25 protein-coding genes are annotated in these 25728 nt (G+C 63.5%); 24 read left to right on the forward strand and 1 reads right to left on the reverse strand.

The genetic code is table 11. The annotated features are described in order from the left end of the window. Position 1 precedes the first annotated feature (1 nt). From msuE to ACTYOL_RS13625, 14 genes are all read left to right on the forward strand, one after another. Positions 2-562: an FMN reductase gene (gene msuE / locus ACTYOL_RS13560; RefSeq protein ID WP_054890659.1), complete on the forward strand. Its 561-nt coding sequence runs from the start codon at positions 2-4 to the stop codon at positions 560-562. A 9-nt stretch (positions 563-571) separates the two neighbouring features. Next, entirely contained in the window at positions 572-1759 is a 1188-nt protein-coding gene (locus ACTYOL_RS13565; protein WP_444758118.1) for an acyl-CoA dehydrogenase family protein, read from the forward strand. 10 nt (positions 1760-1769) lie between these two features. Beyond that, on the forward strand, positions 1770-2885 hold the full coding sequence (locus ACTYOL_RS13570; RefSeq protein WP_054890660.1) for a sigma-54 interaction domain-containing protein: 1116 nt from the start codon (positions 1770-1772) through the stop codon (positions 2883-2885). 164 nt (positions 2886-3049) lie between these two features. After that, a complete protein-coding gene (gene pvdM / locus ACTYOL_RS13575) occupies positions 3050-4402 on the forward strand; it encodes a pyoverdine-tailoring dipeptidase-like protein PvdM (protein ID WP_444758119.1) in 1353 nt (450 codons plus the stop codon). Between the two features lie 15 nt (positions 4403-4417). Next, positions 4418-5695, forward strand: coding sequence for a pyoverdine-tailoring periplasmic protein PvdN (gene pvdN, locus ACTYOL_RS13580; RefSeq protein ID WP_444758120.1), 1278 nt, complete (start codon positions 4418-4420; stop codon positions 5693-5695). Positions 5696-5709: 14 nt separating this feature from the next. Further along, complete coding sequence (locus ACTYOL_RS13585; RefSeq protein WP_444758121.1) at positions 5710-6570, forward strand: formylglycine-generating enzyme family protein; 861 nt, start codon at positions 5710-5712, stop codon at positions 6568-6570. A 115-nt stretch (positions 6571-6685) separates the two neighbouring features. Next, complete coding sequence (locus ACTYOL_RS13590) at positions 6686-8020, forward strand: lysine N(6)-hydroxylase/L-ornithine N(5)-oxygenase family protein (protein WP_444758122.1); 1335 nt, start codon at positions 6686-6688, stop codon at positions 8018-8020. A 16-nt stretch (positions 8021-8036) separates the two neighbouring features. After that, a complete protein-coding gene (locus tag ACTYOL_RS13595) occupies positions 8037-9686 on the forward strand; it encodes a cyclic peptide export ABC transporter (protein ID WP_444758123.1) in 1650 nt (549 codons plus the stop codon). A 166-nt stretch (positions 9687-9852) separates the two neighbouring features. Then, on the forward strand, positions 9853-12210 hold the full coding sequence (locus ACTYOL_RS13600) for a TonB-dependent siderophore receptor (protein WP_234465012.1): 2358 nt from the start codon (positions 9853-9855) through the stop codon (positions 12208-12210). 235 nt (positions 12211-12445) lie between these two features. Beyond that, entirely contained in the window at positions 12446-13249 is an 804-nt protein-coding gene (dkgB, locus tag ACTYOL_RS13605; RefSeq protein WP_153773699.1) for a 2,5-didehydrogluconate reductase DkgB, read from the forward strand. Positions 13250-13328: 79 nt separating this feature from the next. After that, positions 13329-14510: an MFS transporter gene (locus ACTYOL_RS13610; protein WP_151924633.1), complete on the forward strand. Its 1182-nt coding sequence runs from the start codon at positions 13329-13331 to the stop codon at positions 14508-14510. Between the two features lie 190 nt (positions 14511-14700). After that, entirely contained in the window at positions 14701-14979 is a 279-nt protein-coding gene (locus ACTYOL_RS13615) for a hypothetical protein (RefSeq protein ID WP_153773700.1), read from the forward strand. Continuing rightward, a complete protein-coding gene (locus tag ACTYOL_RS13620; protein ID WP_444756428.1) occupies positions 14966-15697 on the forward strand; it encodes a zeta toxin family protein in 732 nt (243 codons plus the stop codon). Before ACTYOL_RS13615 ends, ACTYOL_RS13620 begins: the two co-directional genes overlap by 14 nt. A gap of 132 nt (positions 15698-15829) precedes the next feature. Further along, on the forward strand, positions 15830-16294 hold the full coding sequence (locus tag ACTYOL_RS13625) for a nuclear transport factor 2 family protein (protein WP_063544979.1): 465 nt from the start codon (positions 15830-15832) through the stop codon (positions 16292-16294). A gap of 62 nt (positions 16295-16356) precedes the next feature. Here ACTYOL_RS13625 and ACTYOL_RS13630 read toward each other — a convergent pair whose 3' ends face one another. After that, positions 16357-17277 (reverse strand): LysR substrate-binding domain-containing protein, encoded by a 921-nt coding sequence (locus ACTYOL_RS13630; RefSeq protein WP_063544980.1) that lies wholly within the window; start codon positions 17275-17277, stop codon positions 16357-16359. Between the two features lie 163 nt (positions 17278-17440). Between ACTYOL_RS13630 and ACTYOL_RS13635 the strand changes: the two genes are divergently transcribed. The 10 genes from ACTYOL_RS13635 to ACTYOL_RS13680 all read left to right on the forward strand — a co-directional run bounded on the left by ACTYOL_RS13635 (position 17441) and on the right by ACTYOL_RS13680 (position 25719). Next, on the forward strand, positions 17441-18217 hold the full coding sequence (locus ACTYOL_RS13635; protein ID WP_197890841.1) for a YqcI/YcgG family protein: 777 nt from the start codon (positions 17441-17443) through the stop codon (positions 18215-18217). Between the two features lie 2 nt (positions 18218-18219). Then, positions 18220-18858 (forward strand): LysE family translocator, encoded by a 639-nt coding sequence (locus ACTYOL_RS13640; protein WP_197890839.1) that lies wholly within the window; start codon positions 18220-18222, stop codon positions 18856-18858. Positions 18859-18883: 25 nt separating this feature from the next. Beyond that, positions 18884-19975 (forward strand): hypothetical protein, encoded by a 1092-nt coding sequence (locus ACTYOL_RS13645; RefSeq protein WP_054890673.1) that lies wholly within the window; start codon positions 18884-18886, stop codon positions 19973-19975. 158 nt (positions 19976-20133) lie between these two features. After that, on the forward strand, positions 20134-20829 hold the full coding sequence (locus tag ACTYOL_RS13650; RefSeq protein ID WP_153773703.1) for a sel1 repeat family protein: 696 nt from the start codon (positions 20134-20136) through the stop codon (positions 20827-20829). Positions 20830-20988: 159 nt separating this feature from the next. Then, positions 20989-21825, forward strand: coding sequence for a bifunctional allantoicase/(S)-ureidoglycine aminohydrolase (locus ACTYOL_RS13655; protein ID WP_054890674.1), 837 nt, complete (start codon positions 20989-20991; stop codon positions 21823-21825). 121 nt (positions 21826-21946) lie between these two features. Next, a complete protein-coding gene (locus ACTYOL_RS13660) occupies positions 21947-22564 on the forward strand; it encodes an START domain-containing protein (RefSeq protein ID WP_200602385.1) in 618 nt (205 codons plus the stop codon). A gap of 111 nt (positions 22565-22675) precedes the next feature. Continuing rightward, entirely contained in the window at positions 22676-23686 is a 1011-nt protein-coding gene (locus ACTYOL_RS13665) for an ABC transporter substrate-binding protein (protein WP_197890833.1), read from the forward strand. Then, entirely contained in the window at positions 23683-24468 is a 786-nt protein-coding gene (locus tag ACTYOL_RS13670; RefSeq protein WP_197890831.1) for an ABC transporter ATP-binding protein, read from the forward strand. Before ACTYOL_RS13665 ends, ACTYOL_RS13670 begins: the two co-directional genes overlap by 4 nt. Before the next feature lies 1 nt (position 24469). Next, the gene (locus ACTYOL_RS13675; protein ID WP_197890829.1) at positions 24470-25306 is read left to right on the forward strand and encodes an ABC transporter permease; all 837 of its coding nucleotides are present in this window, start codon (positions 24470-24472) and stop codon (positions 25304-25306) included. 125 nt (positions 25307-25431) lie between these two features. Further along, positions 25432-25719: a hypothetical protein gene (locus ACTYOL_RS13680; RefSeq protein ID WP_444756429.1), complete on the forward strand. Its 288-nt coding sequence runs from the start codon at positions 25432-25434 to the stop codon at positions 25717-25719. Positions 25720-25728 lie beyond the last annotated feature (9 nt).

Here is a 25728-nt window from a genome sequence, read left to right on the forward strand (position 1 = left end):
CATGAGCACCCCCTTGAACGTCGTTGCCCTCTCCGGTGGTACTTCCCGCCCTTCGCGCACCCTGGCATTGACCGAAGCCATCCTCGCCGAACTTGGCCAGCATCTGCACATCCGGCCGCACCTCATCGAGCTGGGCGATATTGCCCGCCCACTGGGTGCTGCACTGTGGCGTAGCGAACTGCCCGACACCGTCGAGCAGCAACTGCAGCACATCGAACAGGCGGACCTGCTGGTGGTGACCACTCCGGTCTACCGGGGCAGCTTCCCGGGGCACTTCAAGCACCTGTTCGACCTCATCGGCCAGGACGCCCTGGTGGACACCCCGGTATTGCTGGCAGCCACCGGCGGCAGCGAGCGCCATGCGCTGGTGCTGGATCATCAGTTGCGCCCGTTGTTCAGTTTCCTGCAGGCACTGACCCTGCCCATCGGCGTCTATGCCAGCCAGGCCGAGCTGCAGGACTATCGCGTTTCCAGTGATGCTCTGGCTGCGCGCATCGGTCTGGCCGCCGAACGTGCCGTACCGCTGTTCGCCCCTCACCATCAGCTGCGCAAGAGTGCCTGAGTGACCACCATGAATGCACCCGTGACACCCACCACGCGCCCGGCACTGGCCATTGCCCACGACCTGGCCGCCCAATTCGCCCTCACCGCTGTCGAACGCGACGAACGCGGCGGCACCCCCAAGGCCGAGCGTGATGCCCTGCGCGACAGCGGCCTGCTGTCACTGGCCATCCCCACGGCCTTCGGTGGCCAAGGGGCGACCTGGCGTGAAACCTTCGATGTGGTGCGTGAGTTCGCCCGGGTCGACAGCTCCATTGCTCACGTGTTCGGTTTCCACCACCTGATGCTGGCCACCGTGCGCCTGTTCTCACGCCCTGACCAATGGCAACCCTGGTTCGAACAGACTGCGCGCAAGCATTGGTTCTGGGGCAATGCCCTCAACCCGCTGGACACGCGCACCCAGGTCAAGCACTTCGAGGGGTGGTGCGAGTTTTCCGGCAAGAAGAGCTTCTGCTCCGGCGCCAGCGACTCGGAAATGCTCATCGCCTCGGCGGTGGACGAACGCGCCGGCGGCAAATTGCTGATCGCCGCAATCCCCAGTGGTCGTACCGGCATCAGCCTGCACGGTGACTGGGACAACATCGGTCAACGCCAGACCGACAGCGGCAGCGCCACCTTCGAACGGGTGCGGGTCGAGCACAACGAACTGCTGCTCGATCCCGGCCCGCTGAGCACGCCGTTCGCCGCCTTGCGTCCGCTGATCGCGCAACTGCACTTCGCCAACCTGTTCCTGGGTATCGCCGAAGGCGCCTTCGACGAAGCGCGCCAGTACACGCTGAAGGAAAGTCGCCCCTGGTTCCGTTCCAGCGCCAGTGAGAGCCGCGAAGACCCCTATGTGCTGCGCCACTATGGTGAGTTCTGGGTCGGCCTGGAAAGCGTGCGCCTGCTGATCCGCCGCGCCTGCGACCAGCTCGATGCGGCCTGGGCCCTTGAGCACGACCTGAGCGCCGAGGCGCGTGGCGACCTGGCCCTGGCCATCGGCACCGCCAAGGTTGCCGCAACGCGCCATGGGCTGGACATCTGCAACCGTCTGTTCGAAGTCACCGGCGCCCGCGCCACCCATGCCTCACTGCGCTTCGACCGGCACTGGCGCAACCTCAGGACCCAGACCCTGCACGACCCGGTGGACTATCGCATCCATGAACTGGGCGAGTGGGCGCTGAACGACAAACGCCCTGCCCCGTCCTTCTATTCCTAAAGGCACGTCCATGCAATTGCTGACCCTCCCCCCTTCACCGTCATTGGCTACCTCGATCAGGGCGACCGCACAGGTCTTCGAAGACCCCAGGTCGCAGGCGCTGCTCGCCCACCTGCAACAGGTCGCTCCCAGCGAGGCCAGCGTCCTGATCATTGGCGAGACCGGCACGGGCAAGGAGTTGGTCGCACGCCACATCCACAACCTCAGTGCCCGCCGCGACGGCCCGTTCGTTGCGGTCAACTGCGGCGCGTTTTCCGAGTCGCTGGTCGAGGCCGAACTGTTCGGCCATGAGAAAGGCGCCTTCACCGGCGCCCTTGCGTCCAAGGCCGGCTGGTTCGAGGAGGCGAACGGCGGCACGTTGTTCCTCGATGAAATCGGCGACCTGCCGCTGCCCATCCAGGTCAAGCTGCTGCGTGTGCTGCAGGAACGCGAAGTGGTACGCCTGGGGTCACGCAAGAGCATCCCGATCAATGTGCGCGTGCTGGCCGCCACCAACGTGCAACTTGAAAAGGCCATCAACGCCGGGCACTTTCGCGAAGACCTGTACTACCGCCTGAACGTCGTCACCCTCTCGCTGCACCCGCTGCGCGAGCGGCCGGGCGATATCCTGCCGCTGGCGCGCCACTTCATCCGCAGCTACAGCGAGCGCCTGGGCTACGGCCCGGTGGAACTGGCAGCCGACGCCCAGGCCAAGCTTGTGGCCTACAGCTGGCCGGGCAACATCCGCGAGCTGGAGAACGTGATTCATCACAGTCTGCTGACCTGCGGCGACGGCTTGATCCATGCCCGCGACTTGCGCCTGTCGAACCTGCGCCTGGAACGTCAGGACGATCTGCCTTCGCCGGCCTCTGCCAGCAAGGACGGCGGCATCGATGAACTGCTGCAGCAGGCGTTCAGCCGGCTGTACGAGGAGCAGCCGGGAGACCTGTACGAGAAGGTGGAGAATGCCTTGCTGCGCTCGGCCTATCACTTCTGCCATTACAACCAGGTGCATACCGCGCAGTTGCTGGGGCTGTCGCGCAACGTCACGCGCACGCGGCTGATCGCCATCGGTGAGCTGGTGGTGAACAAGCGCCGCGCACCGGAGCAGCCGTTGGACAACCGGATGGTGCGCCTGTCGATCTAAGCGCGTCATGGCCTGTGCCACCCACCCAGGCGCGCTTTTCGCGGGCAAAGCCGCTGCTGCACGTAAATCTCGCCCTATGCCATTCGTCCACCTGATACCCGAACCCTGCCCGGCGGCTCCTTCGCCCGCCAGGCGGTTGCGATCAGCCCTGCAACGAGATGGCAATGACCAAGACCCGTTCCCGCAAAGCCCTGTATATAGGCCTGCCTCTGGCCCTGGTGGCCGCCCTGGGCAGTGCCGCCGGCTATTTCTACTGGCAACGCCAGGATGCTGGCTATCCGCACAAGATCGTCGAACAGGCCAACGCCCTGCATGAGCACATGCTCTCGTTCGACAGCCACATCACGGTGCCGCTGGACCTGGGCAGCACCGGCAACGAGATCGACAAGGACGGCCCGGGGCAGTTCGACCTGGTCAAGGCCAACCGCGGTCGTCTTTCCGGTGCGGCCCTCACAATCTTCGGTTGGCCGGAAATCTGGAACGGCCCGAACGCCCCGCACCGCCCTACCCCAGGCTTCGTCGACGAGGCGCGCCAGCAGCAGGAAGTGCGCTACAAGATCATCAGCGGCATGGTCCGCGACTTCCCCAACCAGGTCGGTATCGCCTATAACCCCGACGACTTCCGGCGCCTGAACGGCGAAGGCAAGTTCGCCATCTTCATCAGCATGCTCAACGCTTACCCGCTGGGCCATGACCTGTCGCAGCTCGACCTGTGGGCAGCACGCGGCATGCGCATGTTCGGCTTCAGCTACACCGGCAACAACGACTGGGCCGACTCCTCGCGCCCGCTGCCGTTCTTCAACGACACCGCCGACGCCCTGGGCGGCCTGTCGCCCTTGGGTGAACAGGCGGTCAAGCGCCTCAACGACCTGGGCGTGATCATCGATGTCTCGCAGATGTCGACCCTGGCACTGGAAGACGTCGTGCGCCTGAGCCGCGCGCCGATCGTGGCCTCGCATTCGGCGCCGCGGGCGCTGGTGGACATTCCGCGCAACCTCTCCGACAAGGAAATGCAGCTGATCAAGGACAGCGGCGGCGTGATCCAGGTGGTGGGCTTCGGCCAATACCTCAAGCCCCTGGGCAAGCCGGTGCTGGAAAAACTCGAGGCGCTGCGTGCGCGCTTCGACCTGCAACCCCTGCAGGGCCTGGCCAATGCCCTGATGCCGGGCGATGCGGTGATCGCCATCTGGCCTGAATCACGTTTCGGCGAGTACGCCAGCAGCCTGTACGGAATTCTTGAAGAAGAACCCAAGGCGACCCTCAAGCAGTACGCGGACGCCATCGACTACACGGTGAAGAAGGTGGGTATCGACCACGTCGGCCTCAGCTCGGACTTCAACGACGGCGGCGGCCTCGATGGCTGGAAGGATGTCAGCGAGATTCGCAACGTCACCGCCGAGCTGCTCAGCCGTGGCTACAGCGAAACCGATATCGCCAAGCTCTGGGCCGGCAACTTCCTGCGGGTCTGGGACCAGGTGCAAAAAGCCGGTCAACCTGTCGCGTCCACCCACCACTGATCAAGGCCTGCCCGCATGAGCAACCGTCGTACCTTTCTCAAGCAGGCCGGCCTGGTCGCCGCGAGCCTGCCGCTGCTGCCTGGCGCCCTGGCTGCAACCTCGTCGCCAGCAACGCTCACCGGCACGGACAAATGGCGCAACCTGCGCACGCTGTTCCCGCTGGACCCGGACATCGCCCACTTCGCCAACTTCCTGGTCACCGCCCACCCGCGGCCGGTGCAGGAAGCGATCGACCGCCACCGCGCCGACCTCGACCGCAACCCCGCCGCCCTGATGGACTGGGAAAGCCAGTACGAATGGCAGCGCGAGGACGAAGTGCGTGACTGGGCCGCACGCTATCTGGAGGTCGGTCCGCGGCAGATCGCCCTGACCGGCAGCACCACCGAAGGCCTGGCCATGATCTATGGCGGCCTGCAGGTCGGCGCGAAGCAGGAGATCCTGACCACCGAGCACGAGCATTACTCCACCCACAAGACCCTGGCCTTCCGCACCCAGCGCGAGGGTACGCAGGTGCGCAAGATCCGCCTGTTCGACAACCCATGGGAAGTGTCCACTGACCAGGTGCTGACCACCGTGGAGCGCAATATCCGCCCCGAGACCCGCGTGCTGGGCATGACCTGGGTGCACTCGAGCAGCGGCGTCAAGCTGCCGGTCGGCGAGATCGGCGAACTGGTGCGCCGCCACAACCGCGACCGCAGTGAAGCCGAGCGCATCCTGTATGTGGTCGACGGCGTGCACGGCTTCGGCGTGGAGAACCAGCGCTTCGCCGACTTCAACTGCGACTACTTCATCGCCGGCACCCATAAGTGGATGTTCGGCCCGCGCGGCACCGGCATCATCTGCGCCGCCTCGACCGGCATGGATCACCTCACGCCCAGCGTGGCGACCTTCTCCCGCGATGAAGACTTCGCCACCATCATGACCCCCGGCGGCTACCACGCCTTCGAACACCGCTGGTCACTGGGCGAGGCGTTCAAGCTGCACCTGCAACTGGGCAAGGCCGATGTGCAGGCGCGCATCCACCAGCTCAATGCCCTGCTCAAGGAGCGCCTGCTCGAAGACCGCCGCATCGAACTGGTGACGCCGCGCAGCGCGCAGTTCTCGGCAGGCTTCACCTTCTTCCGCGTGCCCGGCAAGGACCCGGATGCCTTCGCCGCCAAGCTGATCGCGGGCAAGGTCATGTGCGATGCCGTGGAGCGCGACGTTGGCCCCGTCATCCGCCTGGCGCCAGGTTTGCTCAACGACGAACAGCAGATCGACCGGGTCATGCACCTGATTACCCAGCAACTTTGAACAAGGCATCTCCCATGAGCACACCTCTGCACCGCCTCACCCTGGCCGCCGTGCTGGCCGCCTGCAGCCTGCCGGCCCTGGCCGCGCAGCCGTCGGACAAGCCCGGCACAGTGTTTCGCGACTGCGCCAGGACCTGCCCGGAAATGGTCGTGCTGCCCGCCGGCACCTTCACCATGGGCACCCCGCCCGACGAGATGGGCCGCCAGGACGACGAAGGTCCGCAGCACCCTGTGACCTTCGCCAAGCCGTTCGCCATCAGCCGCTTCCAGATCACCGCCGGTGAATGGGCCGACTACCAGAAGGCCACCGGCGTCGTCATCGCCGACGGCGACGACCGCCCCGGACGGCGCTGCACCAATAGCAAGCCCAGCTACCCGCAAGGCCCTCGCCAGCCGGCGGTGTGCATGAGCTACGACGACATCGAGCGCTATGTGGCCTGGCTGTCGAAGAAGACCGGCAGGCACTACGCCATGGTCAGCGAAGCCCAGCGCGAATACGCCGCACGCGGCGGCAGCACTGGCATGTTCCCGTTCGAGCCGGACGCCAACCTCGAGATCAGCAAGAACGCCAACGTCTACGGCCCCAAGGATGGCTACAGCTTCAGCTCGCCGGTCGGCAGCTTCCCGGCCAACGCCTTCGGCGTCTACGACATGCACGGCAATGTCTACGAATGGGTCGCCGACTGCTACCACGACAGCTATGTCGGCGCCCCCGCCGACGGCAGCGCGCGCACCGAGGCGGGCTGCACGCAAATCTCCATCCGTGGCAACGACTGGGGTGAAGCGCCGATCTTCTCGCGTTCGGGCAACCGCAACACCACGGTTCGCGACGACCGTGGCGACTGGCTCGGTTTTCGGGTAGTCCGCGAGCTCTGAGGCGCTACGCGGCGGTAAATTCTCCCACCCTCGGCTCGTTCCTATCGGTGTACTTGCGCAGGACTCGGGGCGCCCCACGCGGCGCCCCCACTCGACCATCCAAGGAACCGCAACCATGAGCCAGACCTCTTCGCCCGACAAAATCCACGACCTCATCGGCGTCGGCTTCGGCCCTTCCAACCTGGCACTGGCCATTGCCCTGGAAGAGCTCGCCGAAACCAACGGCCACGCCCTCGACGCGCTGTTCATCGACAAGCAGAGCGACTACCGCTGGCACGGCAATACCCTGGCTACCCAGAGCGAGCTGCAGATCTCCTTCCTCAAGGACCTGGTCTCGCTGCGCAACCCCACCAGCCCCTACAGCTTCGTCAATTACCTGCACCAGAAGCAGCGCCTGGCCGACTTCATCAACCTGGGCACCTTCTACCCTTGCCGCCTGGAGTACAACGACTACCTGCGCTGGGCCGCCGAACATTTCGCCACCCAGGCGGTGTATGGCGAGGAAGTGCTGCGCATCGAACCGGAACTGCGTGATGGCCGGGTCGATCACCTGCGCCTGGTCTCGCGCGACCAGCACGGCCAGGAGCACCAGCGCCGGGCCCGCTCGGTGGTGGTCGGCAGCGGCGGCACGCCCAAGGTTCCCGATGCTTTCCGCCCGTTCAAGAACGACCCGCGCGTGTTCCACCACTCCCAATACCTGAGCGCCCTGCAGCAGCTGCCGTGCAACAGCGGCAAGCCCATGCGCATCGCCGTGATCGGGTCGGGCCAGAGCGCTGCCGAGGCATTCATCGACCTCAATGACAGCTACCCGTCGGTCAAGGTCGACATGATCCTGCGCGCCTCGGCACTCAAGCCTGCCGACGACAGCCCGTTCGTCAATGAAATCTTCGCCCCCGAGTACACCGACCTGGTGTTCAACCAGCCGCACGCCGAACGCGAGAAACTGATCGGCGAGTACCACAACACCAACTACTCGGTGGTCGACGTCGACCTGCTCGAACGCATCTACGGCATCCTGTACCGCCAGAAGGTCGCCCACCAGTATCGCCATGCCGTGCTGTGCCGGCGCACCATCGAAACGGTGGTCGACACCGCCGAAGGTATCGAGCTGACCCTGCGCGACCTGGCCACCGACGTTCGCCAGACCCACCGCTACGACGCGGTGATCCTCGCCACCGGCTACGAGCGTCGCTCCCACCGCGACCTGCTGGCTCCGCTGCAGCAGCACCTGAAAGACTTCGAGGTCGACCGCAACTACCGCGCCCTGGCCAGCCCCGAGTTCGGCGCCAGCGTCTACCTGCAAGGTTTCTGCGAAGCCTCGCACGGGCTCAGCGACACCCTGCTGTCGGTGCTGCCGGCACGTGCCGCAGAAATCGGTCAGTCGCTTTACCAGCACCTGGGCAAGCACGCCAGCAACGCCCCGGCCGCGCTGCGCATGACCAGCGCCTGAAGACAGGAACCTTCCGATGAGCAAACAACCCCGTGGGGCCGTGCGTGAGCTGCTGACGCTGCTGCGGCCCTTCTGGCCGGTGGTCGCCCTGTCGATTGCCCTGGGCATGGTCGGTGGCCTGAGCGTCACCGCCCTGTTGGCCACCATCAACACCGGGCTGCACACCGAAGGCGGGCTGAGCCAGGGGCTGGTGCTGGGCTTCGTCGGGCTGTGCGCCCTGGCGTTGGTCAGCAGCATCCTCTCCGACATCGGCACCAACCAGGTCGGCCAGCACATCATCGCCAAGCTGCGCAAGGAGCTGGGCGAGAAGGTGCTGGCGGCACCGATCGAACAGATCGAGCGTTTTCGCAGTCACCGCCTGATCCCGGTCCTGACCCATGATGTGGACACCATCAGCGACTTCGCTTTCGCCTTCGCGCCACTGGCGATTTCGCTGACCGTCACCCTGGGCTGCCTGGGCTACCTCGCGATGCTGTCCTGGCCGATGTTCCTGATGATGCTGGCTGCGCTGGCCATTGGCATCGCCATCCAGTCGGTGGCGCAGTCCCGCGGTATTCGTGGGTTCATGGCGGCGCGCGATGCCGAAGACCAGTTGCAGAAGCACTACAGTGCAATTGCCGCCGGTGCCAAGGAGCTGCGTATCCACCGCCCGCGCCGCCAGCGCATGTTCCAGCATGGCATCAGCGACACGGCCGAACGGATCCGCGATCTGCAGACACGCTCGATCAACACCTTCGTGGTCGCCAAGAGCCTGGGCTCGATGCTGTTCTTCGTGGTCATCGGCCTGGCCCTGGTACTGCAATCGCTCTGGCCCAGTGCCGATGCCAGCGTCATGAGCGGCTTCGTGCTGGTGCTGCTGTACATGAAAGGGCCGCTGGAGCACCTGATCAGCACCCTGCCGATCATTGGCCGGGCGCGCATTGCCTTCCAGCGTATTGCCGAGCTGTCGGAGCGTTTCGCCACCCCGGAGCCTCACCTGTTGCTGGCCGACTCCGGTCAAGCCGCACCACAGGTGCACAGCCTGGAACTGAGCGATGTCGGCTTTGCCTTCCCGGCGGTCGGCGGTGCCCGCCCCTTCACCCTCGGGCCGGTCAACCTGAAGATTGCCCAAGGCGACATCGTGTTCATCGTCGGCGAGAACGGCTGCGGCAAGACCACTCTGATCAAGCTGCTGCTGGGGCTCTATGCCCCTCAGCAGGGCCAGATCAAGGTCAATGGCAAGGCCGTGGATGCCGAATCGCGGGACGATTACCGCCAGCTGTTCACTACGGTCTTCGCCGACTACTACCTGTTCGACGACCTGGTTCAGGGCGACCAGGCGATTCCCGAGGATGCCAACCAGTACCTGGAGCGCCTGGAAATCGCCCACAAGGTCAAGGTCAGTGACGGCCAGTTCAGCACCACCGACCTGTCCACCGGGCAACGCAAGCGCCTGGCGCTGGTCAATGCCTGGATCGAACAACGCCCGGTGCTGGTCTTCGACGAATGGGCCGCCGACCAGGATCCGACCTTCCGCCGCATCTTCTATACCGAGCTGCTCCCGGACCTCAAGCGCCTGGGCAAGACCATCATCGTGATCTCCCACGATGACCGCTACTTCGACATGGCCGATCAGCTCGTGAGGCTGGAAGCCGGCAAGGTCGTCGAGGAGCTGACACCCGCCTGAAAAAAACAGAACCGGATTTTTCCGGTTCTGCTGTGTGTGTGCGTCTCACTAGATGTAATGCAAATCATTATCTACAACATAATCATAGAGTCTGCCAATGCACGTCTTCCCTAACCTTCGCCCGTTGTCAAAGGCCATGCTTGTCCGGCGCCTCATGGCGTCCGGCTTGCCCGCCACCGCTGTCGGCATGATGCTGGCAGCGCCGATGGTTGCCCAGGCCCAGCAAGTGGCCTTCAACATTCCCCAGCAGGCGCTTGGTAGCGCGTTGATTGCGTTCGGGCAGCAGAGCCAGTGGCAACTGCTGTACTCTCCCGACCAGATCAGCGGCCTGCGCAGCACCGCAGTCAAGGGTTCGCTGGAGCCCGATGCCGCGTTGCGCCAATTGCTCGGCGGCACGGGCCTTGGCTACAGCATCAACGGCACCACAGTGACCATCAGCGGCCGTAGGGAAGGCGGCGCGGTGGAACTGGGGGCGACCAACGTCAACGCTGGCGTGCTGGGCGAGACCACCGAAGGCACAGGCTCGTACACCACAGGCTCGATGAGCACGGCGACCAAGTTGCCGACGTCGCTGCGCCACACGCCGCAGTCGGTCACGGTGCTGACCCGCCAACGCATGAACGACCAGAACATGCAAACCCTCGAAGACGTCTCGCTGTACACCCCTGGCCTCACCCTGCGCAAGACCGGCGGTGAACGTCCGACCTTCTATTCGCGCGGCACCTCGGTCGACAACATCATGATCGACGGCCTGCCAGTGGCCTACGATACCGACACCCTCGGCACCTCGATGCTGTCGATGTTCGATCGCGTGGAAGTGGTGCGCGGCGCCTCCGGCCTGATGGTCGGTGCCGGCAACCCCTCGGGGACGTTGAACCTGATCCGCAAGCGACCAACCATCGAGCCGCAGATGTCGATCACCACCAGCGCAGGCTCGTGGAACAACTTTCGTACCGAACTCGACGCCAGCAGCAAGCTCAACGACAGCGGCAGCGTACGGGGTCGCGCCGTCGTCGCGCTGCAGGACAAGGACAGCTTCGTCGACGACTACAGCAACAAACGCCAGTTGATGTACGGCATCACCGAATTCGACCTGACCGAGGACACCACCCTCACCCTGGGCGGCTACTACAACCGCGAGGACAACCCTGGCGCCGATTGGTCCGGGCTGCCGACCTACGCCAACGGCAACTTCCTGCCGATCTCCCGCTCACACCGCATGAGCCCGTCCTGGACCTACTGGGACAAGAAGAACAAGAGCGTCTTCGCCGAGATCGAGCACCACTTCGACAATGACTGGAAGCTGCGCCTGAACACCACCTGGCTGCGCGGTGAGATGGACATGCTCGGCACCAGTTTCTATCGCCTCGACCAGGCGGCCGACACCCTGCAGCTCAACGTAGGCCGCTACACCTACGAGCACACCCAGAAGAGCGTCGATGGCTATGTCAGTGGCCCGTTCAGCCTGTTCGGTCGCACCCACGAACTGGTGCTCGGTGGCAGCTACCGCCACGACCGCACCGACGACGGCCCTGGCGGCGGCCCACTGGGCACCTTCGATTACCCGGTCGATCCGCTGTCGTTCGATTTCGGCTCGGTGCCCAAGCCCGAGATCGACTTCAACTGGTCGCGCAAGGGCAAGGTCGAGCAGTCCAGCACCTACGCCACCGTTCGCTTCAACATCCAGGACGACCTCAAGCTGACCCTCGGCTCGCGTCTGGACTGGTATGAATACGAACAGCAGACCCAGTCCGGCGACTTCGCCTTTGGCGGCAGCTCCAAGGCCACCCGCGAGTTCACGCCCTATGCCGGCGTGGTCTACGACCTGAACGACACCTACTCGGTGTACGCCAGCTGGACGCGTATCTTCAAGCCACAGGAATCCCGCTCGGCCACCGGTTCCATCCTCGATCCGGTCACCGGCACCAACTACGAGACCGGGATCAAGGGCGAATACTTCGGCGGCGCCCTGAACGTGAGCCTGGCCTACTTCCAGTTGAACCAGGAAAACCTCGCCAAGGCCCTGCCACAGTCGTCCTGCCCGGACCTCTCCGACGGCTGCTACGAGGCGGCGGGCGAAGTCGAAACCAAGGGCGTCGAGCTGGAAGTGCAAGGCATGCTCGCCGAGGGCTGGCAGGCGTCGGTCGGCTACACCTATGCCGCCGCCAAGTACGCCAAGGAAACCGGTACTCAACAGAAGGGCGACCGCTTCGACAGCGACACCCCTTACAACCTGTTCAAGGTCAACACCGTGTACCAATTGCCGGGTGACCTGAACCAGTGGAGCATCGGTGGCGGCTTCCGTACCCAGAGCCGGGCCTATACCAGCTTCGGTGTGCAACAGGGCGGCTACAGCGTGACCGACCTGATGACCGCCTACCGGATCAACAAGCACTTCACCGTGCAAGGCAACCTGAACAACGTGTTCGACAAGCGTTACTACCAGAACATCAGCAACCCGGCCGGGGCCAACATCTTCGGCGATCCACGCAACTTCACCGTCACCATGAGGTGGACGCTGTAACCTCTGCACCCTCGGGCCTGCCAGTCAGGCCCGATCCATTCTGGCGCGATCGAAACGCCCACCACACGAATCAATCACCCGCCATTCATGACTCCAAGTCAAAAGACCTTGCCCCCCGCCCCTCTTAATCAACCCCGCTGCAACCTTCAAACTGCTCCCCACTCGAATGGTCGATGTGTCCAGGCGCCAGCGCCTCCCGATCGATCCCGAATTCCCCCATAGCAGGAGCAGATCCATGAGCATTCCATCCTTCGGCCTCGGCACCTTCCGCCTCACCGGCCAAGCCGTCATCGACTCGGTCAAGTCCGCGCTGGAGCTGGGCTACCGGGTCATCGACACTGCGCAGATCTACAAGAACGAGGCCGACGTCGGCCAGGCCATCGCCGAAAGCGGTGTGCCTCGTGAGGAGCTGTTCATCACCACCAAGATCTGGACCGACAGCTATGCTGCCGACAAGCTGATCCCCAGCCTGCGCGAGAGCCTGGCCAAGCTGCGCACCGATCATGTCGACCTGACCCTGATCCACTGGCCCGCCCCAGGCAACGGTGTCGAGCTGCGCGAATTCATGGGCGCCCTGGCCGAAGCCAAGAAGCTCGGCCTGACCCGCCAGATCGGCATCTCCAACTTCAACATCGAGCTGACCCGCCAGGCCATCGATGTGGTTGGCAAGGGCGAGATCGCCACCAACCAGATCGAGCTCAGCCCCTACCTGCAGAACCGCAAGCTCACTGCTTTCCTCAAGGAACAGGGCATCGCCGTCACGTCGTACATGACCCTGGCCTACGGCAAGGTGCTCAAGGACCCGGTACTGGCCAAGATCGCTGCCAAGCACAAGGCCACGGTGGCCCAGGTCGCCCTGGCGTGGGCGCTGCAACTGGGCTATGCCGTCATCCCCTCCTCCACCAAGCGCGAGAACCTGGCCAGCAACCTGCTTGCCCGTGACCTGCACCTGGACGAAGAGGACATGGCGCAGATCGCAGACCTGGAGCGTAATGGCCGCGAAGTCAGCCCGGACGGCCTGGCGCCGGCCTGGGACTGATGCCTCGTCGCACTTGGGCGTCGACTGCGGTCGACGCCACACCCGACATTCCTGAAGTCGCCATAACCCGGAGTTTCCGATGAGCGCGCTTTCCCCTAAACGGGTCCTGTTTGCCCTGGCCATCGGCGCCTTCGGCATCGGCACCACCGAATTCGCCCCCATGGGCCTGCTGCCGGTCATTGCCGAAGGTGTCAACGCCAGCATCCCCACTGCCGGCATGCTGGTCACCGCCTACGCCATCGGCGTGATGGTCGGCGCACCGATCATGACCCTGCTGTTCAGCCGCTTCGGCAAGCGTGCTGCACTGATGATGCTGATGAGCATCTTCACCGTCGGCAACCTGCTGTCGGCGCTGTCGCCGGACTACTACACCCTGCTGGCCTCGCGCCTGATCACCAGCCTCAACCACGGCGCATTCTTCGGCCTGGGCGCGGTAGTCGCGGCCAGCGTGGTGCCCAAGGACAAGCAGGCCAGTGCCATTGCCACCATGTTCATGGGCTTGACCATCGCCAATATCGGCGGCGTGCCGGCCGCCACCTGGATCGGCCAGCAGATCGGCTGGCGCATGGCCTTCGCCGGCACCGCCGTGCTCGGTCTGATCGCCATCAGTGCCTTGTGGTACGCCCTGCCCAAAGGCGAGCGTGGCAGCGTGCCGCATGTGCGCAAGGAACTGGCGGTGATCGCCCGCCCAAGCGTGCTGCTGGCGATGGCCACCACGGTGCTCGGCGCAGGCGCCATGTTCACGCTGTACACCTATGTGGCCCCGGTGCTTGCGGAATTGACCGGTGCCTCCAATGCGTTCGTCACACTGGGCCTGGTACTGATCGGTGTCGGTTTCACCCTCGGCAACAGCCTTGGAGGTCGTCTGGCCGACTGGTCGCTGGACGGCGCGGCACGGATCTTCCTCGGTACCCTGGCGGTGATCATGCTGCTGATGCCGTTGGTGCTGGGTAGCCATGTCGGTGCTGCGCTGGCCCTGCTGGTCTGGGGAGTATTCACCTTCGCCGTGGTGCCGCCGCTGCAGATGCGGGTGATGATCGCGGCGGCCGAGGCCCCAGGCCTGGCCTCGTCGATCAACGTGGGTGCATTCAACCTTGGCAATGCGGTCGGTGCCGCACTGGGCGGCGCGGTGATCAGCCTGGACCTGGGCTACGCCGCGGTGCCGATGGCCGGCGGTTTGCTGTCGGCGGCCGCGCTGCTGCTGGTATGGCTGGGTGGACGCAACAAGGTGGCGAACAGCACCATCAGCGAAGCGCTGTAAGCGCGGTACAGGGCTCTTCGGAGGGGGACTACAGGTAATGGGGAAACGCTGAACCGCGTCTTCTGCCAGTATCGAATGGCCCCTCTTCAGGACCTTCGCCATGCCACCTGCTGATGTTTTCCTGCGCGGCCAGCGCTATGATGCTCCTCATGCACACAGCCCCTTCGTGGCTGACCGGAGGTACATCACGATGACCGCAAAAGCCAGGAAAGTCTCCGAACCTGAGCTCGACGCTCTTGAGCAGACCGTGCCCGAGCATGCCCGTGAGGCGACACTCAGCGCCTATCAGCGCGCCCTGCAGATGAGCCAGCAGGGGGTGCTGACCACTGACGACGGCGAACTGGTCAGGGTCAGCGCGGATGGCGCCCGGACCGTCCTGGCCAAGGCCGGCCCACGGCGCAGGGTCAAGCTCGGCGAGGTTGTCACCGTTCGCAAGGTCGATGACAGCAGCGCCGGTGAGCGTGCCTAGGCTGCGGGTCTTTGCCGGTCCGAACGGCTCCGGCAAGAGCACCATCAAGGCCAGCCTGCCCGCCGCACTGACCCGCCTGTTCGTCAATGCCGACGAGCTGGAAACCCAGGCCAAGGCCAGCGGCTTCATCGACCTCTCCCTCTTCGGCATCCAGGCCACGCTGCCTGACTTGCTGGCGTTCCACCTCGAGCACCCCTTGATCATCAGCAAGCGACTTGCCGGGCAGGTCGGGCGACTGGGGCTCGAGGCGCAGCGGATCGACTACCGTGCGGTACGCATGGATGCCTACTTCGCCTCGGTCATCGCCGACTTCATCCGCCAGCGCCTGCTCGAAGCCAGGGCCAGCTTCACCTTCGAGACCGTCATGTCCCATGGCAGCAAGATCGAGTTCATGCGCCAGGCACAAGCCAGTGGCTACCGCACCTACCTCTACTTCGTCTCGACGGAGAACCCGGAAATCAACATTGACCGGGTGGCCATCCGTGTCCGCCAGGGCGGGCATCCGGTCAGGCCGGACCTGGTGCGCAGTCGCTATGGACGTTCGCTCGACCTGTTACCGGAGGCCATCGCCGCCAGCAACCGGGCCTATGTATTCGACAACTCGCAGCAGAGCGCGCTATGGCTCGCAGAGATCACCGATGGCACGCAGCTGGAGTATCGCACCGAGGAGATCCCGGACTGGTTCTTTGAGGCCTATGTGGACGAAGTCGAACCCTGAGGCTGGTCCATGCATTATTCCACTTGCCGCAATTATGAACTGCCGCCTGCACTGATTCCCAGCGAACACGCTTGAGCCTACGCTTCATCCATCAGGCCACTTCTTCCGGGCCTGCACATGAGGAGTCCCGCGATGTCCCGCCCACCATTGCCCCCGTTCACCCGCGAAACCGCTATCGAGAAAGTCCGCTTGGCCGAGGATGGCTGGAACAGCCGCGATGCGGCCAAGGTTGCCCTCGCCTACACCCTCGACACTCGCTGGCGTAACCGGGTCGACTTCGCCACCAACCGCGACGAGGCACAGGCCTTCCTGACCCGCAAGTGGAATCGTGAGCACGAATACCGCCTGATCAAGGAGCTCTGGGCCTTCACCGAAAACCGCATCGCCGTGCGCTATGCCTATGAGTACCGCGATGACAGCGGCCAGTGGTACCGCGCTTATGGCAACGAGAACTGGGAGTTCGCCGCCGATGGTTTGATGCAGAACCGTCACGCCAGCATCAATGAGATGCCGATCACGGAAGAAGAACGCCAGTTCCGTTGGCCGCTGGGGCGTCGTCCGGATGACCATCCGGGGCTGAGCAGCTTCGGTTTCTGATCTTGCAGACGCATTCGCCCAGGCCTGTCGTGACAGGCCTGGGCGAAGTGCTTTTACGGTATTCAACCGTACAGGTAGTTGATGTCCTTGAGCGCCAGCGGTGGCACCTGGCCAAGCAGGTAGTCGCGCAGCTTGCTCATCTGCCGGGCCTTGGGGCTGGCCTTGAGCCAGGTCATGTAATAGCCATCGCCAGTCGCCACGGCCTGCTTGAAGGGTGTGATCAGGCGGCCTGCGGCCAGGTCGGCACTGGCCAGTGCCAGATCGACCACCGAAATGCCCAGCCCCTGCTGGGCCGCGGAAATCCCTTGGTCAAGGGTGTCGAACACCTGCCCTTGATCGATGCTGATGTCCAGGGCATCGACCCGCGCCAACCAGCGCCGCCAATCACGGCGGTCGGACGAGGGATGCAGGAATTCACAGTCGCGTAGCACCGACAGGTCTGGCTCAGGATCCTTGAGGTAGTCGGGGTGGCAGACCGGAATCAGCCATTCATCGAACAGCTTCAAGCTCTCCACATCGGCAGGGAAATTGCCGCTGCCCAGCAGGATGGCGCAATCGTAGGGCTCGGAATAGAAATCCACCGTGTCGATGTCCATCCACACGCTCGACAGTTGCACGCTGCAGCTGTCGTCGATCTTCTTGAAACCGTCCAGTGCCTTGAGCAGCCAGCGCACGGTGAGCGTGGAGGCGGCTTTCAGGCGCAGGCCGTAACGGTCCTGGCGCAACAATGCGCAAGCATTCTCGATGATCTTGAAGCCGACCTTGAGCTCCTGGGCCAGCAACCGACCGTGCTCGGTCAAGCGCAGCTTGGGGCCACGGCGCTCGAACAGGTCGCAACCGAACATGGCTTCGAGGGTCTTGATGTGGTGGCTTACCGCCCCTTGGGTCAGGGCCAGTTCTTCCGCTGCGCGGGTGAAAGAGCCGTAACGAGAAGCCACTTCGAAGGCACGCAAGGCGTGCAGGGCTGGAATCCGTTCTGACATCGTCGCCGTCCAAAGCATGAGTGAAACTAATAGTAGGTCATAGTTCCAGGCGTTTTACAACCTTGGGAGGTTCTTCGAAAATGCCGTTAAATAACAATTACAGCTAACCAACACGCCGCGATAAGGCAGAAAAACCACCTTATAGAAACTTCCTGGGGAAACCATGTTTACGGGTTATGGAAACTGCTATCGCCTGGATGCGCTAGAGCTGGCCGATGAACATGTTCGGAACAGGCAGCATTGGACGTACAAGACCATAGAGCACTTCAAGGAAATCCTCGGCAACCCCGGCTTTCCCTGCCTCTTCGGACGCAAGGCAGTCGCTGCCGCCACCTGCCACATCATTTTCGCCCGCGCCGATGATCCGGCCAATGATATCGCCCGCGGTCTCGCCGACTACGTCAGTACCATCGCGCCGATCCCGCTCAAGCAGCGCATCGGCAACCCGCTGCTGGTGTTTCTGGAAACGACCACCGACGCAACGCTGGCCGAACAGCAGGCCCTGGCCTGGAAGATCCTCCAGCAAGTCCACGCCCGCGATCCTCAGCCTTGGCCACAGGATGTGCCACGCGACCCGCATGACACTCAGTGGTCGTTCTGCTTTGCCGGCATGCCACTGTTCATCAACATGAGCTTTCCCGCCCATCGCCAGATGAAAAGCCGCAACCTGGGCAACAGCATCGCCTTCGTCATCAACCCACGGGAAAGCTTCGACGAGGTGGCCAGTGCAGGCACCGAAAGTGGTCAGCGCATCCGCGCTCGGATACGTGAGCGGGTTGCGCAGTACAACGACGGGGTCATCCCCGACAGCCTGGGGTTCTTCGGCCAGGACGACAACTTCGAATGGAAGCAGTACCAACTCCAGGAAGCCGGCTCGCTCAAACCGTCGCGCTGCCCCTTCCATGCCGCTGCAACGCCTGAAAACCAGATCGAGAACTGAATGTGAATACCGCACTGACTGCTACCTACGCCCTCACCGTCCTGCTGCTGATCGCCACGCCAGGCCCGGTAGTGGCGCTGATCGTCAACACCGCTGCCGCCTCCGGTTCGCGCAAGGCCCTGTTCACCGCCGTCGGCACCAACTGGGCGTCACTGGTGCTGATTGGTGCTGCCGCCTGGATCATCATGACCAGCGCCGCCATCGACAAAGCCTGGCTCAGCAGCATGAGCCTGCTGGGCTGCCTGTTCATCGGCTACATCGCCGTGGGCACGCTGCGCGAAGCACTGCAGCCGCAACCGCCGAAGCACACCGCCGAAACCGTCGAAACGCCGCGTAGCGCCGGCCGAGGCGGCCTGCTGCAAGGTTTCATGGTGGGCATTTCCAACCCCAAGGACATCATCTTCTTCATCGCCTTCTTCCCGCAGTTCATCCAGGTCACTGAATCCTTCGAGAAGAGCATGGTGGTGCTGTCGCTGCTGTGGATCGCCATCGACTTCGCGGTGCTGAGCCTCTACATCTTCGCCATCGGCAAGATCGCTTCGCAGCGCAGCAACCGCCTGATCAGCCTGGCCTCTGGCGTCGCCCTGCTGCTGATCGCCGCGGGCGGCCTGCTCTACAACCTCAAGGAGCTGGCCGCCTGAGCCCGCCCGACTCCCAGGAGCGCCCATGACACCGATCGACATCACCCCGGACGTGGGCAGCGCCATTCCCCTGCGAGAAGACTACCAGCGCTTCCTGCTGCTCGGCGGACGCCGCGCGCCGCATACCCTTTACGTGCACGAGCGCGGCTACCGCTCCGACACCATCAATACCGATGCCTTGGGCCTGCGCTACAGCCACTGCGCCGGCAAGCGCTTTTCACTGGCCGAGCGCGGCGGCGCGGCGCGCATCAACCTGCTGGTGGGCGGCTCTACTGCGCTGGGTATCGGCGCCAGCTCCGATGAACACACCGTGGCCTCCTACCTGTCGATGCTCACTGGCGAGATCTGGTTGAACCTGGCCGGCTGCGGCCTGAACGCCACCCAGGAGCTGCTGATGTTCCTCAGCCACCAACATCGCCTTGGCCAGATCGGCCATGTCGTGGTGCTCAGCGGCCTCAACACCTTGGCCCAGGAAGGGCTTGGCGAAATTCTTTCAGGTGACCAGGAACCTGAAGCGGCCCGGCCATACCAGCGTTTTCTCAACAGCTTCAACGAGGGCGTGCAACTGGCCAAACCCGGACGGGCCTCGTTCTGGCAGCGTCTGGGGCAAAGCCTGGCGCCCCGTCGTTCGGCGCCAGCGCCCTGGGCCTGGCCGCTGTCAGCGCCGGAAAAGCGCCTGCTTCGCGCCGCCGATTGCATCGGCCGTACCCTGTGCCAATGGGAGCGATTACTGGCCGACAGCCACACCTCCCTGACGTTCATCCTGCAGCCACTGCTGCCCTGGTGCCGCGAGCAGTTGCCCGTCGGCGAGCAGGCCATGCTCTCGGCGCTGGACCGTCAGCCGGGCAACTTCGACCGGCTGCTGGAGGGTGTCTACGACAGCGAACTGCATTCAACCTTCTTCCGGCGCATCAAGAGCCAGGCGCAGAGCGTACCCTGCTATGACATGAACGGTATGCTCAGCAGCTCACCGGTGTTCAACGAACATCTGTTCATCGATCGCCTGCATTTCAACGACCTGGGCAACAATGCCCTGGCCAAGGTAATCACCGCGAAGCTGGGGTTGGCCCAGGAAAAGTACGCCAACCGCAAGGTCACGCCTTTCAAGCTCGTCTGACAGTCGACAAAGCCTCTTTCGACAGCACCTCGGGATGGCTAGAATAGCCCTTCACCGCTCCCGGTCGCCCGAGGCAAACGCGAATTCGTCATGAACACCCCTGCTGCCCAAACGCTTCTGGTTCGTCCCACTTGGGCGCCAGCCTGCGAGGCCCACTCGTGAGTCCAGCCGTCTTCCTTTCGGGCTTGTTCGCAGCGCTGACGCCGCTTGCCGCCCAGGCGCTCGACGTTCGCATCGATCCCCATGCCGATCTTCTCTACCGCCAGGCATTGCCATTGCTCGAGCAGGCCGACACCGAGGATGACAGCCCCAGCCCACTGCGCACAGCCGAGACCAATGATCCGGAGCTCAGCCGCCAGGGCCAGGCCATGGCCCGCACATTGCCAACGGCGGTAGCGCTACTGGAAAAGTCGGTTGCCTTGGGCCATCCCGTAGCGCAGTACCGCCTGGCGCTGTATTACATGACTTACCTGCCTGCCGGGAAAATTGCCGACGCTGCCTGCCCCTTGCTCGAAGCCAGCCTGCGCCAGGGCTTCGCCCCGCCAGCGACAGCAATTGCTAACTGGTGCCCGTCCTACAACCATACTCCCGCCTACCGCGAGGCGCTGGAAGCCATTCCGAGCATGGCGACCCTTTACGCCGCCTACTATCCGCAACCGGCCACTCGACTGGCTTGCAACCGCAGTCGCCCGCAAGGCCTGGAACTGCAATGGGGGCGTCAGCGCGACTACCAGGCGGAGGTCTACCGCCTGCTCGGCGAGCTCGACCCGCAACGGCGTCAGGTTTTTCTGCAGAAGGCGGTGGAGATCAACGGTTGCGCGGCGGCCCAGCAGCGGCTGACCAGCAATCGCTGACCGTACGACCGCTGAGCATTCAGTCGGCAAATACCGGGTATTCCAACATTTAATTTGTGGATGCCAGGGCCTCGCCCCTATGCTGTCCGTGCATCCCCTGCGCCGCACCGGACGGTGCGGTTCACGGCACGGGGAGAGAACAACAAGTCGAGACTGTCCATGTCGAATCACTCCTACTTCGCCCCCCACGGTGGGCACCCGGCTCAAACCGAGCTGCTGACTGACCGTGCCATGTTCACCGAGGCCTATGCCGTCATTCCCAAGGGCGTGATGCGTGACATCGTCACCAGCCACTTGCCGTTCTGGGACAAGATGCGCATGTGGGTCATCGCCCGCCCACTGACTGGTTTTGCCGAAACCTTCTCGCAGTACATCGTCGAAGTCGCCCCTGAAGGCGGCAGCGAACGCCCTGAGCTGGACCCGAATGCCGAAGCCGTAGTGTTCGTCGTCGAAGGCGAGATCGACATCACCGTCGAAGGCAAGCACCACACCTTGGTGCCCGGTGGCTACGCCTTCCTCGCACCAGGGGCCGAGTGGAGCCTGCGCAATAACAGCAAGGCTAACGTCACCTTCCACTGGCTACGCAAGCACTACCAGAAAGTCGAAGGCCTGGCGGTTCCCGAATCGTTCGTCACGCACCGCGATAACGCCACGGTCATCGAGATGCCGGGCACCGAAGGGCGCTGGGTCACCACTCGCTTCGTCGACATGGCCGACATGCGTCACGACATGCACGTCAACATTGTGACCTTCCAGCCAGGCGGCGTGATTCCGTTTGCTGAAACCCACGTCATGGAACACGGCTTGTACGTGCTCGAAGGCAAGGCGGTATATCGCCTCAACCAGGACTGGGTGGAAGTGGAAGCCGGTGACTTCATGTGGCTGCGTGCGTTCTGCCCACAAGCCTGCTACTCGGGTGGTCCAGGGCCGTTCAGCTACCTGCTGTACAAGGACGTGAACCGTCACGTGCACCTGACGCTCAATCCGCAGCGCTGAGGCGCCCACCCGCATCAACCGATCGGGGTCGGCCACGGCCCTGATCGGCGCAACATCATCTTCATGATCGTTCTGCCTGTTCCCGCGCATACTAGGGTGACCCTCTGCGTGGAGCCTGAACATGCCGCAGCTCCTGACCCGAATTCGCCTCGCCATGCTCTGCGCACTTGTCCTGCCGACGCTTGCGTTGTCTGCCGACAACTGGCGCCTCACGCACCAGGAAAGCGGCATCGACATTTATCTTGGCGACGTCCAGGGTTCGCCCTACCAGCAATTTCGCGGCGTTGTCCGGATCAAGGCCAGTGTCCGCACCCTGAGCGATCTTCAGGAAAACCTGCGTGTCGCCTGCAAGTGGTTGTACGCCTGCGCACAGATGCGCCTGCTGGAAGTGGATGGCGACAGCACCTGGGTCTACCTCACCACCGAGCTGCCCTGGCCGGCGCAACCCCGGGACATGGTCCTGCGCGTACGTACCGAGCGGCTCGACGACGGCTCACTGATCCGCAGGCTCGGCGCTGACCCGGACAAGGTGCCGGAGGCCCCCGGCTTCATTCGCGTGCGCCAATTGCAAGGTGAGTGGATCATGCACCCGCTGGCCGAACGTGATACCGAGGTCACCTATCGGCTGCAGGCCGATCCTGCCGGTGATGTACCGGGCTGGCTGGCCAATCGTTTTGTGGTCGATGCGCCAATGGTCACGCTGAAAACACTCAGAGCGGTGGCCGAGCGCCAACCCTGACGCTCCTGGCCAAAGCGGTTTAGGAGCGTTCCTACACGCACTTCGGAGCGTCTGCGCCCCTCACCCATCCTTGATGCCCTACCCTGTGGACCTTTCCAACAAGGAGGTGCCATGCGCGCATTTGTTCTCAGTTGCTTCATGCTGCTGGTTGCAGCCCCTGCCACGGCCAAAGAGCAACCCCCTGATCTGACCCCTGTCCACCTCGGCGTCGGTGGCCAGGCCGTCATCTACAACCTGCCGCTGACCGTCGCACTGGAACAGGGCTATTTCCGCGATGAAGGTCTCGATGTGAAGGTCATCGACTTCACTGGTGGCGGCAAAGCGGCACAGGCGCTGGTGGCCGATGCCGTGCAGGTAGTCAGTGGCGCCTACGAGCACACCTTGCGTCTGCAGGCTCGCGGCCAGGCACTTCAGGCCTTCGTGCTGGCAAGCGAGAGCCCGCAGCTCGCCATGGGCATCTCCACCAGAACCCTGGCGAACTACAGCTCGATCGCAGACTTGCGAGGCAAGACCATCGGCATCAGCGCGCCCGGCTCCTCGACCCAGATGCTCGCCAACCGCGTGCTGGCACAAGGAGGGCTCAGCACCGAGGACGTTGCCTTTGCCACCGTCGGCACTGGTGCGACAGCAGTACAGGCGATGCTGAGCGGCAAGATCGATGCGCTGGTCAACGCCGAACCCTTGATCAGCCTGCTGGAGCAACAACAGGCGATACGCCTGATCGCAGATGCGCGCACCCCCGCCGGCACCGCGGCGCTGTTCGGCGGCCCCATGCCGGCTAACACCCTCTATGCCAAAAGCACCTATATCCAGAACAACCCACAGACCGTTCAGGCCCTGACCAATGCCATGCTCAAGGCGCTGACCTGGCTGCACGACGCCACGGATGCGGAAGTCGCCGACCTAGTGCCGACACCCTACCTGATGGGTGATGCAGAGCTTTATCGCCAGGCGTTTCGCAACATCCAACCATCCCTCAGCGTGAACGGTCGCTTCCCTGCAGAGGGGGCACGCAACGCTTTGCAGGCGCTGCAGAGTTTCGACCCGGTCATGGCCCAACGCCAGATCAACCTCCAGGCGACATGGACCAATCAGTTCGTTGACCAAGCCACGCAACCATGACCTCCACACTCGCTCTGGAAATGCTCGACGTGGAAGCGCGTCACGATCACTTGCTGGCATTGGCACGGGTCGACCTGACTGTACGTGAAGGTGAATTCGTCTGCGTATTGGGCCCTACCGGTTGCGGCAAGTCGACCCTGCTCGACCTCGCCGCAGGCCTCAAACCGGCCTACAGCGGGCAGATCCGCTGCCATGGCAAGCCCTTGGTCGGGTTGAACCACCACGCTTCCTACATGTTTCAACACGATGCGCTGTTGCCGTGGCGCACAGCGCTCGACAATGTGAGCCTTCCCCTGCAACTGCGTGGTGTGAACAAGCAACACGCCAACCAACACGCCGCGTGTTGGTTGAGGCGAGTCGGGCTGACCGACGTTCCCGATCGCTACCCTCACCAATTGTCTGGCGGCATGCGCAAACGTGTCGCCCTTGCCCAGGCGCTGATCCACGACACTTCGCTGCTGCTCATGGATGAGCCCTTCGCCGCGCTGGATGCCCAAACGCGTCAAGCGATGCAGCAATTGCTGCTCGAATTGTGGGACGAACAACGCAAGTCGGTCTTGTTCGTCACCCACGATCTCGACGAAGCCATCACCCTCGCCGACCGCGTACTGGTTTTCAACGCCGGACCTGCATCCCGGTGCATCGAAGACATTCGAATACCCCTGCCACGCCCACGCGACACGATGTCACTACGCAAGAATCCCGAGTCCGCAGCTCTGTACCAGCGTCTATGGCACACCCTGGGGCACCTGCCTCCCGCCACTACAATCGCCCGAGACTGACATGTCGTGGACCATCCTCTGGCTACTACGCGCCGCCCTCCTGCTCGCACTGTTCTCCTTCTGGTCATGGCTGGCTGCCGACGAAGAGCTGGCGTTCTTTGTCGGTCACCCACACGCAGTCTTGCAGCAACTCTGGCGCTGGCTGAGCACGGGCAACGGTTCGCTGGAGCTGTATTGGCAAGATCATCTGCTGACTACGCTGAACTTTCCCGGCACGCTCTACCCTCACTTGCTGGTCACACTGACCGAAACGCTCCTGGCCTTTTTGCTAGGGCTCACCTCAGGCCTGGCACTCGGTCTCTGGTTAGGGCTCACGCCCACGCTGGCGCGGGTATTGTCGCCGTTCATCAAGGCTGCCAATGCGGTCCCCAGGGTGGTGCTGGCGCCCTTGTTGGTGATGTGGCTGGGGCTGGGCATCGCCTCGAAGGTCGCGCTGGGCATCACATTGGTATTCTTTGCGGTCTTCTTCAACGTCTACCAGGGCGTGCGCGAGGTAAGTCCTGCGCTGTTGGCCAACGTAAGATTGCTTGGCGCCAACCGCTGGCAACTCATTCGTATCGTCTATCTGCCTGCCGCCCTGGGTTGGGTGTTTTCCAGCCTGAACACCGTCATCGGCCTGGCATTCGTCGGGGTCGTGGTCGGTGAATACCTGGGATCGACACGCGGAATTGGCTACCTCATCCTGCAAGCCGAGGCCACCTTCGACGTCAACACCGTGCTGGCGGGCATCATCGTTCTCACCTGCTGCGCCCTGCTCTTCGATGCCCTGCTCGCCAGGCTGGAGCGGCGTCTGTCAGCCTGGCGCCAGCAGTCGGATGATGAACCTCGACGTTGGTAGAAAATTCCAATGGAACATAGTCCGGCTGGCGCCCTCAACATGCCTACGTCCTTCGGAGACTTAGCCATGTCATTGCCCTTGAGTACGCACGATCACCGGCATCACCGGCCGTTCTGGCAACAGCCATGAAGATGCCCGGCCGCGCGCCCAGCTCCTGCCTGCAGCTCGACTATGTTCGCGACACACTGTTCGGCCCAGTGGCGCAGAGTGTCGAATGCCATGCCCAACTGGCCGCGCTTAATTTGCAAGGGTACCCTGCGCTGCGTTTGCACATTCACCCGCCACTTCCGGACAAGGTTGAACGTGCTCATAGTGTTGCATTCGTCTGGCAGGGACGCCGTTATCGTGGGGTAGTGCGCGACTGCGGCAAATGCGGCGACGGCGGTTTGAATCTGCTGCTTGAGCTGCAGTGAAGCGATCGG

This window comes from Pseudomonas sp. A014 (assembly GCF_052378495.1).
Classification (GTDB): domain Bacteria; phylum Pseudomonadota; class Gammaproteobacteria; order Pseudomonadales; family Pseudomonadaceae; genus Aquipseudomonas; species Aquipseudomonas machongensis.

What these genes read in the sequence shown, in the direction of transcription:
- msuE (WP_054890659.1), top strand. Translation starts at nt 2, where the DNA reads ATGAGCACCCCCTTGAACGTCGTTGCCCTCTCCGGTGGTACTTCCCGC.
- ACTYOL_RS13565 (WP_444758118.1), top strand. Translation starts at nt 572, where the DNA reads ATGAATGCACCCGTGACACCCACCACGCGCCCGGCACTGGCCATTGCC.
- ACTYOL_RS13570 (WP_054890660.1), top strand. Translation starts at nt 1,770, where the DNA reads ATGCAATTGCTGACCCTCCCCCCTTCACCGTCATTGGCTACCTCGATC.
- pvdM (WP_444758119.1), top strand. Translation starts at nt 3,050, where the DNA reads ATGACCAAGACCCGTTCCCGCAAAGCCCTGTATATAGGCCTGCCTCTG.
- pvdN (WP_444758120.1), top strand. Translation starts at nt 4,418, where the DNA reads ATGAGCAACCGTCGTACCTTTCTCAAGCAGGCCGGCCTGGTCGCCGCG.
- ACTYOL_RS13585 (WP_444758121.1), top strand. Translation starts at nt 5,710, where the DNA reads ATGAGCACACCTCTGCACCGCCTCACCCTGGCCGCCGTGCTGGCCGCC.
- ACTYOL_RS13590 (WP_444758122.1), top strand. Translation starts at nt 6,686, where the DNA reads ATGAGCCAGACCTCTTCGCCCGACAAAATCCACGACCTCATCGGCGTC.
- ACTYOL_RS13595 (WP_444758123.1), top strand. Translation starts at nt 8,037, where the DNA reads ATGAGCAAACAACCCCGTGGGGCCGTGCGTGAGCTGCTGACGCTGCTG.
- dkgB (WP_153773699.1), top strand. Translation starts at nt 12,446, where the DNA reads ATGAGCATTCCATCCTTCGGCCTCGGCACCTTCCGCCTCACCGGCCAA.
- ACTYOL_RS13610 (WP_151924633.1), top strand. Translation starts at nt 13,329, where the DNA reads ATGAGCGCGCTTTCCCCTAAACGGGTCCTGTTTGCCCTGGCCATCGGC.
- ACTYOL_RS13615 (WP_153773700.1), top strand. Translation starts at nt 14,701, where the DNA reads ATGACCGCAAAAGCCAGGAAAGTCTCCGAACCTGAGCTCGACGCTCTT.
- ACTYOL_RS13625 (WP_063544979.1), top strand. Translation starts at nt 15,830, where the DNA reads ATGTCCCGCCCACCATTGCCCCCGTTCACCCGCGAAACCGCTATCGAG.
- ACTYOL_RS13630 (WP_063544980.1), bottom strand. Translation starts at nt 17,277, where the DNA reads ATGTCAGAACGGATTCCAGCCCTGCACGCCTTGCGTGCCTTCGAAGTG.
- ACTYOL_RS13635 (WP_197890841.1), top strand. Translation starts at nt 17,441, where the DNA reads ATGTTTACGGGTTATGGAAACTGCTATCGCCTGGATGCGCTAGAGCTG.
- ACTYOL_RS13645 (WP_054890673.1), top strand. Translation starts at nt 18,884, where the DNA reads ATGACACCGATCGACATCACCCCGGACGTGGGCAGCGCCATTCCCCTG.
- ACTYOL_RS13655 (WP_054890674.1), top strand. Translation starts at nt 20,989, where the DNA reads ATGTCGAATCACTCCTACTTCGCCCCCCACGGTGGGCACCCGGCTCAA.
- ACTYOL_RS13660 (WP_200602385.1), top strand. Translation starts at nt 21,947, where the DNA reads ATGCCGCAGCTCCTGACCCGAATTCGCCTCGCCATGCTCTGCGCACTT.
- ACTYOL_RS13665 (WP_197890833.1), top strand. Translation starts at nt 22,676, where the DNA reads ATGCGCGCATTTGTTCTCAGTTGCTTCATGCTGCTGGTTGCAGCCCCT.
- ACTYOL_RS13670 (WP_197890831.1), top strand. Translation starts at nt 23,683, where the DNA reads ATGACCTCCACACTCGCTCTGGAAATGCTCGACGTGGAAGCGCGTCAC.
- ACTYOL_RS13675 (WP_197890829.1), top strand. Translation starts at nt 24,470, where the DNA reads ATGTCGTGGACCATCCTCTGGCTACTACGCGCCGCCCTCCTGCTCGCA.
- ACTYOL_RS13680 (WP_444756429.1), top strand. Translation starts at nt 25,432, where the DNA reads ATGAAGATGCCCGGCCGCGCGCCCAGCTCCTGCCTGCAGCTCGACTAT.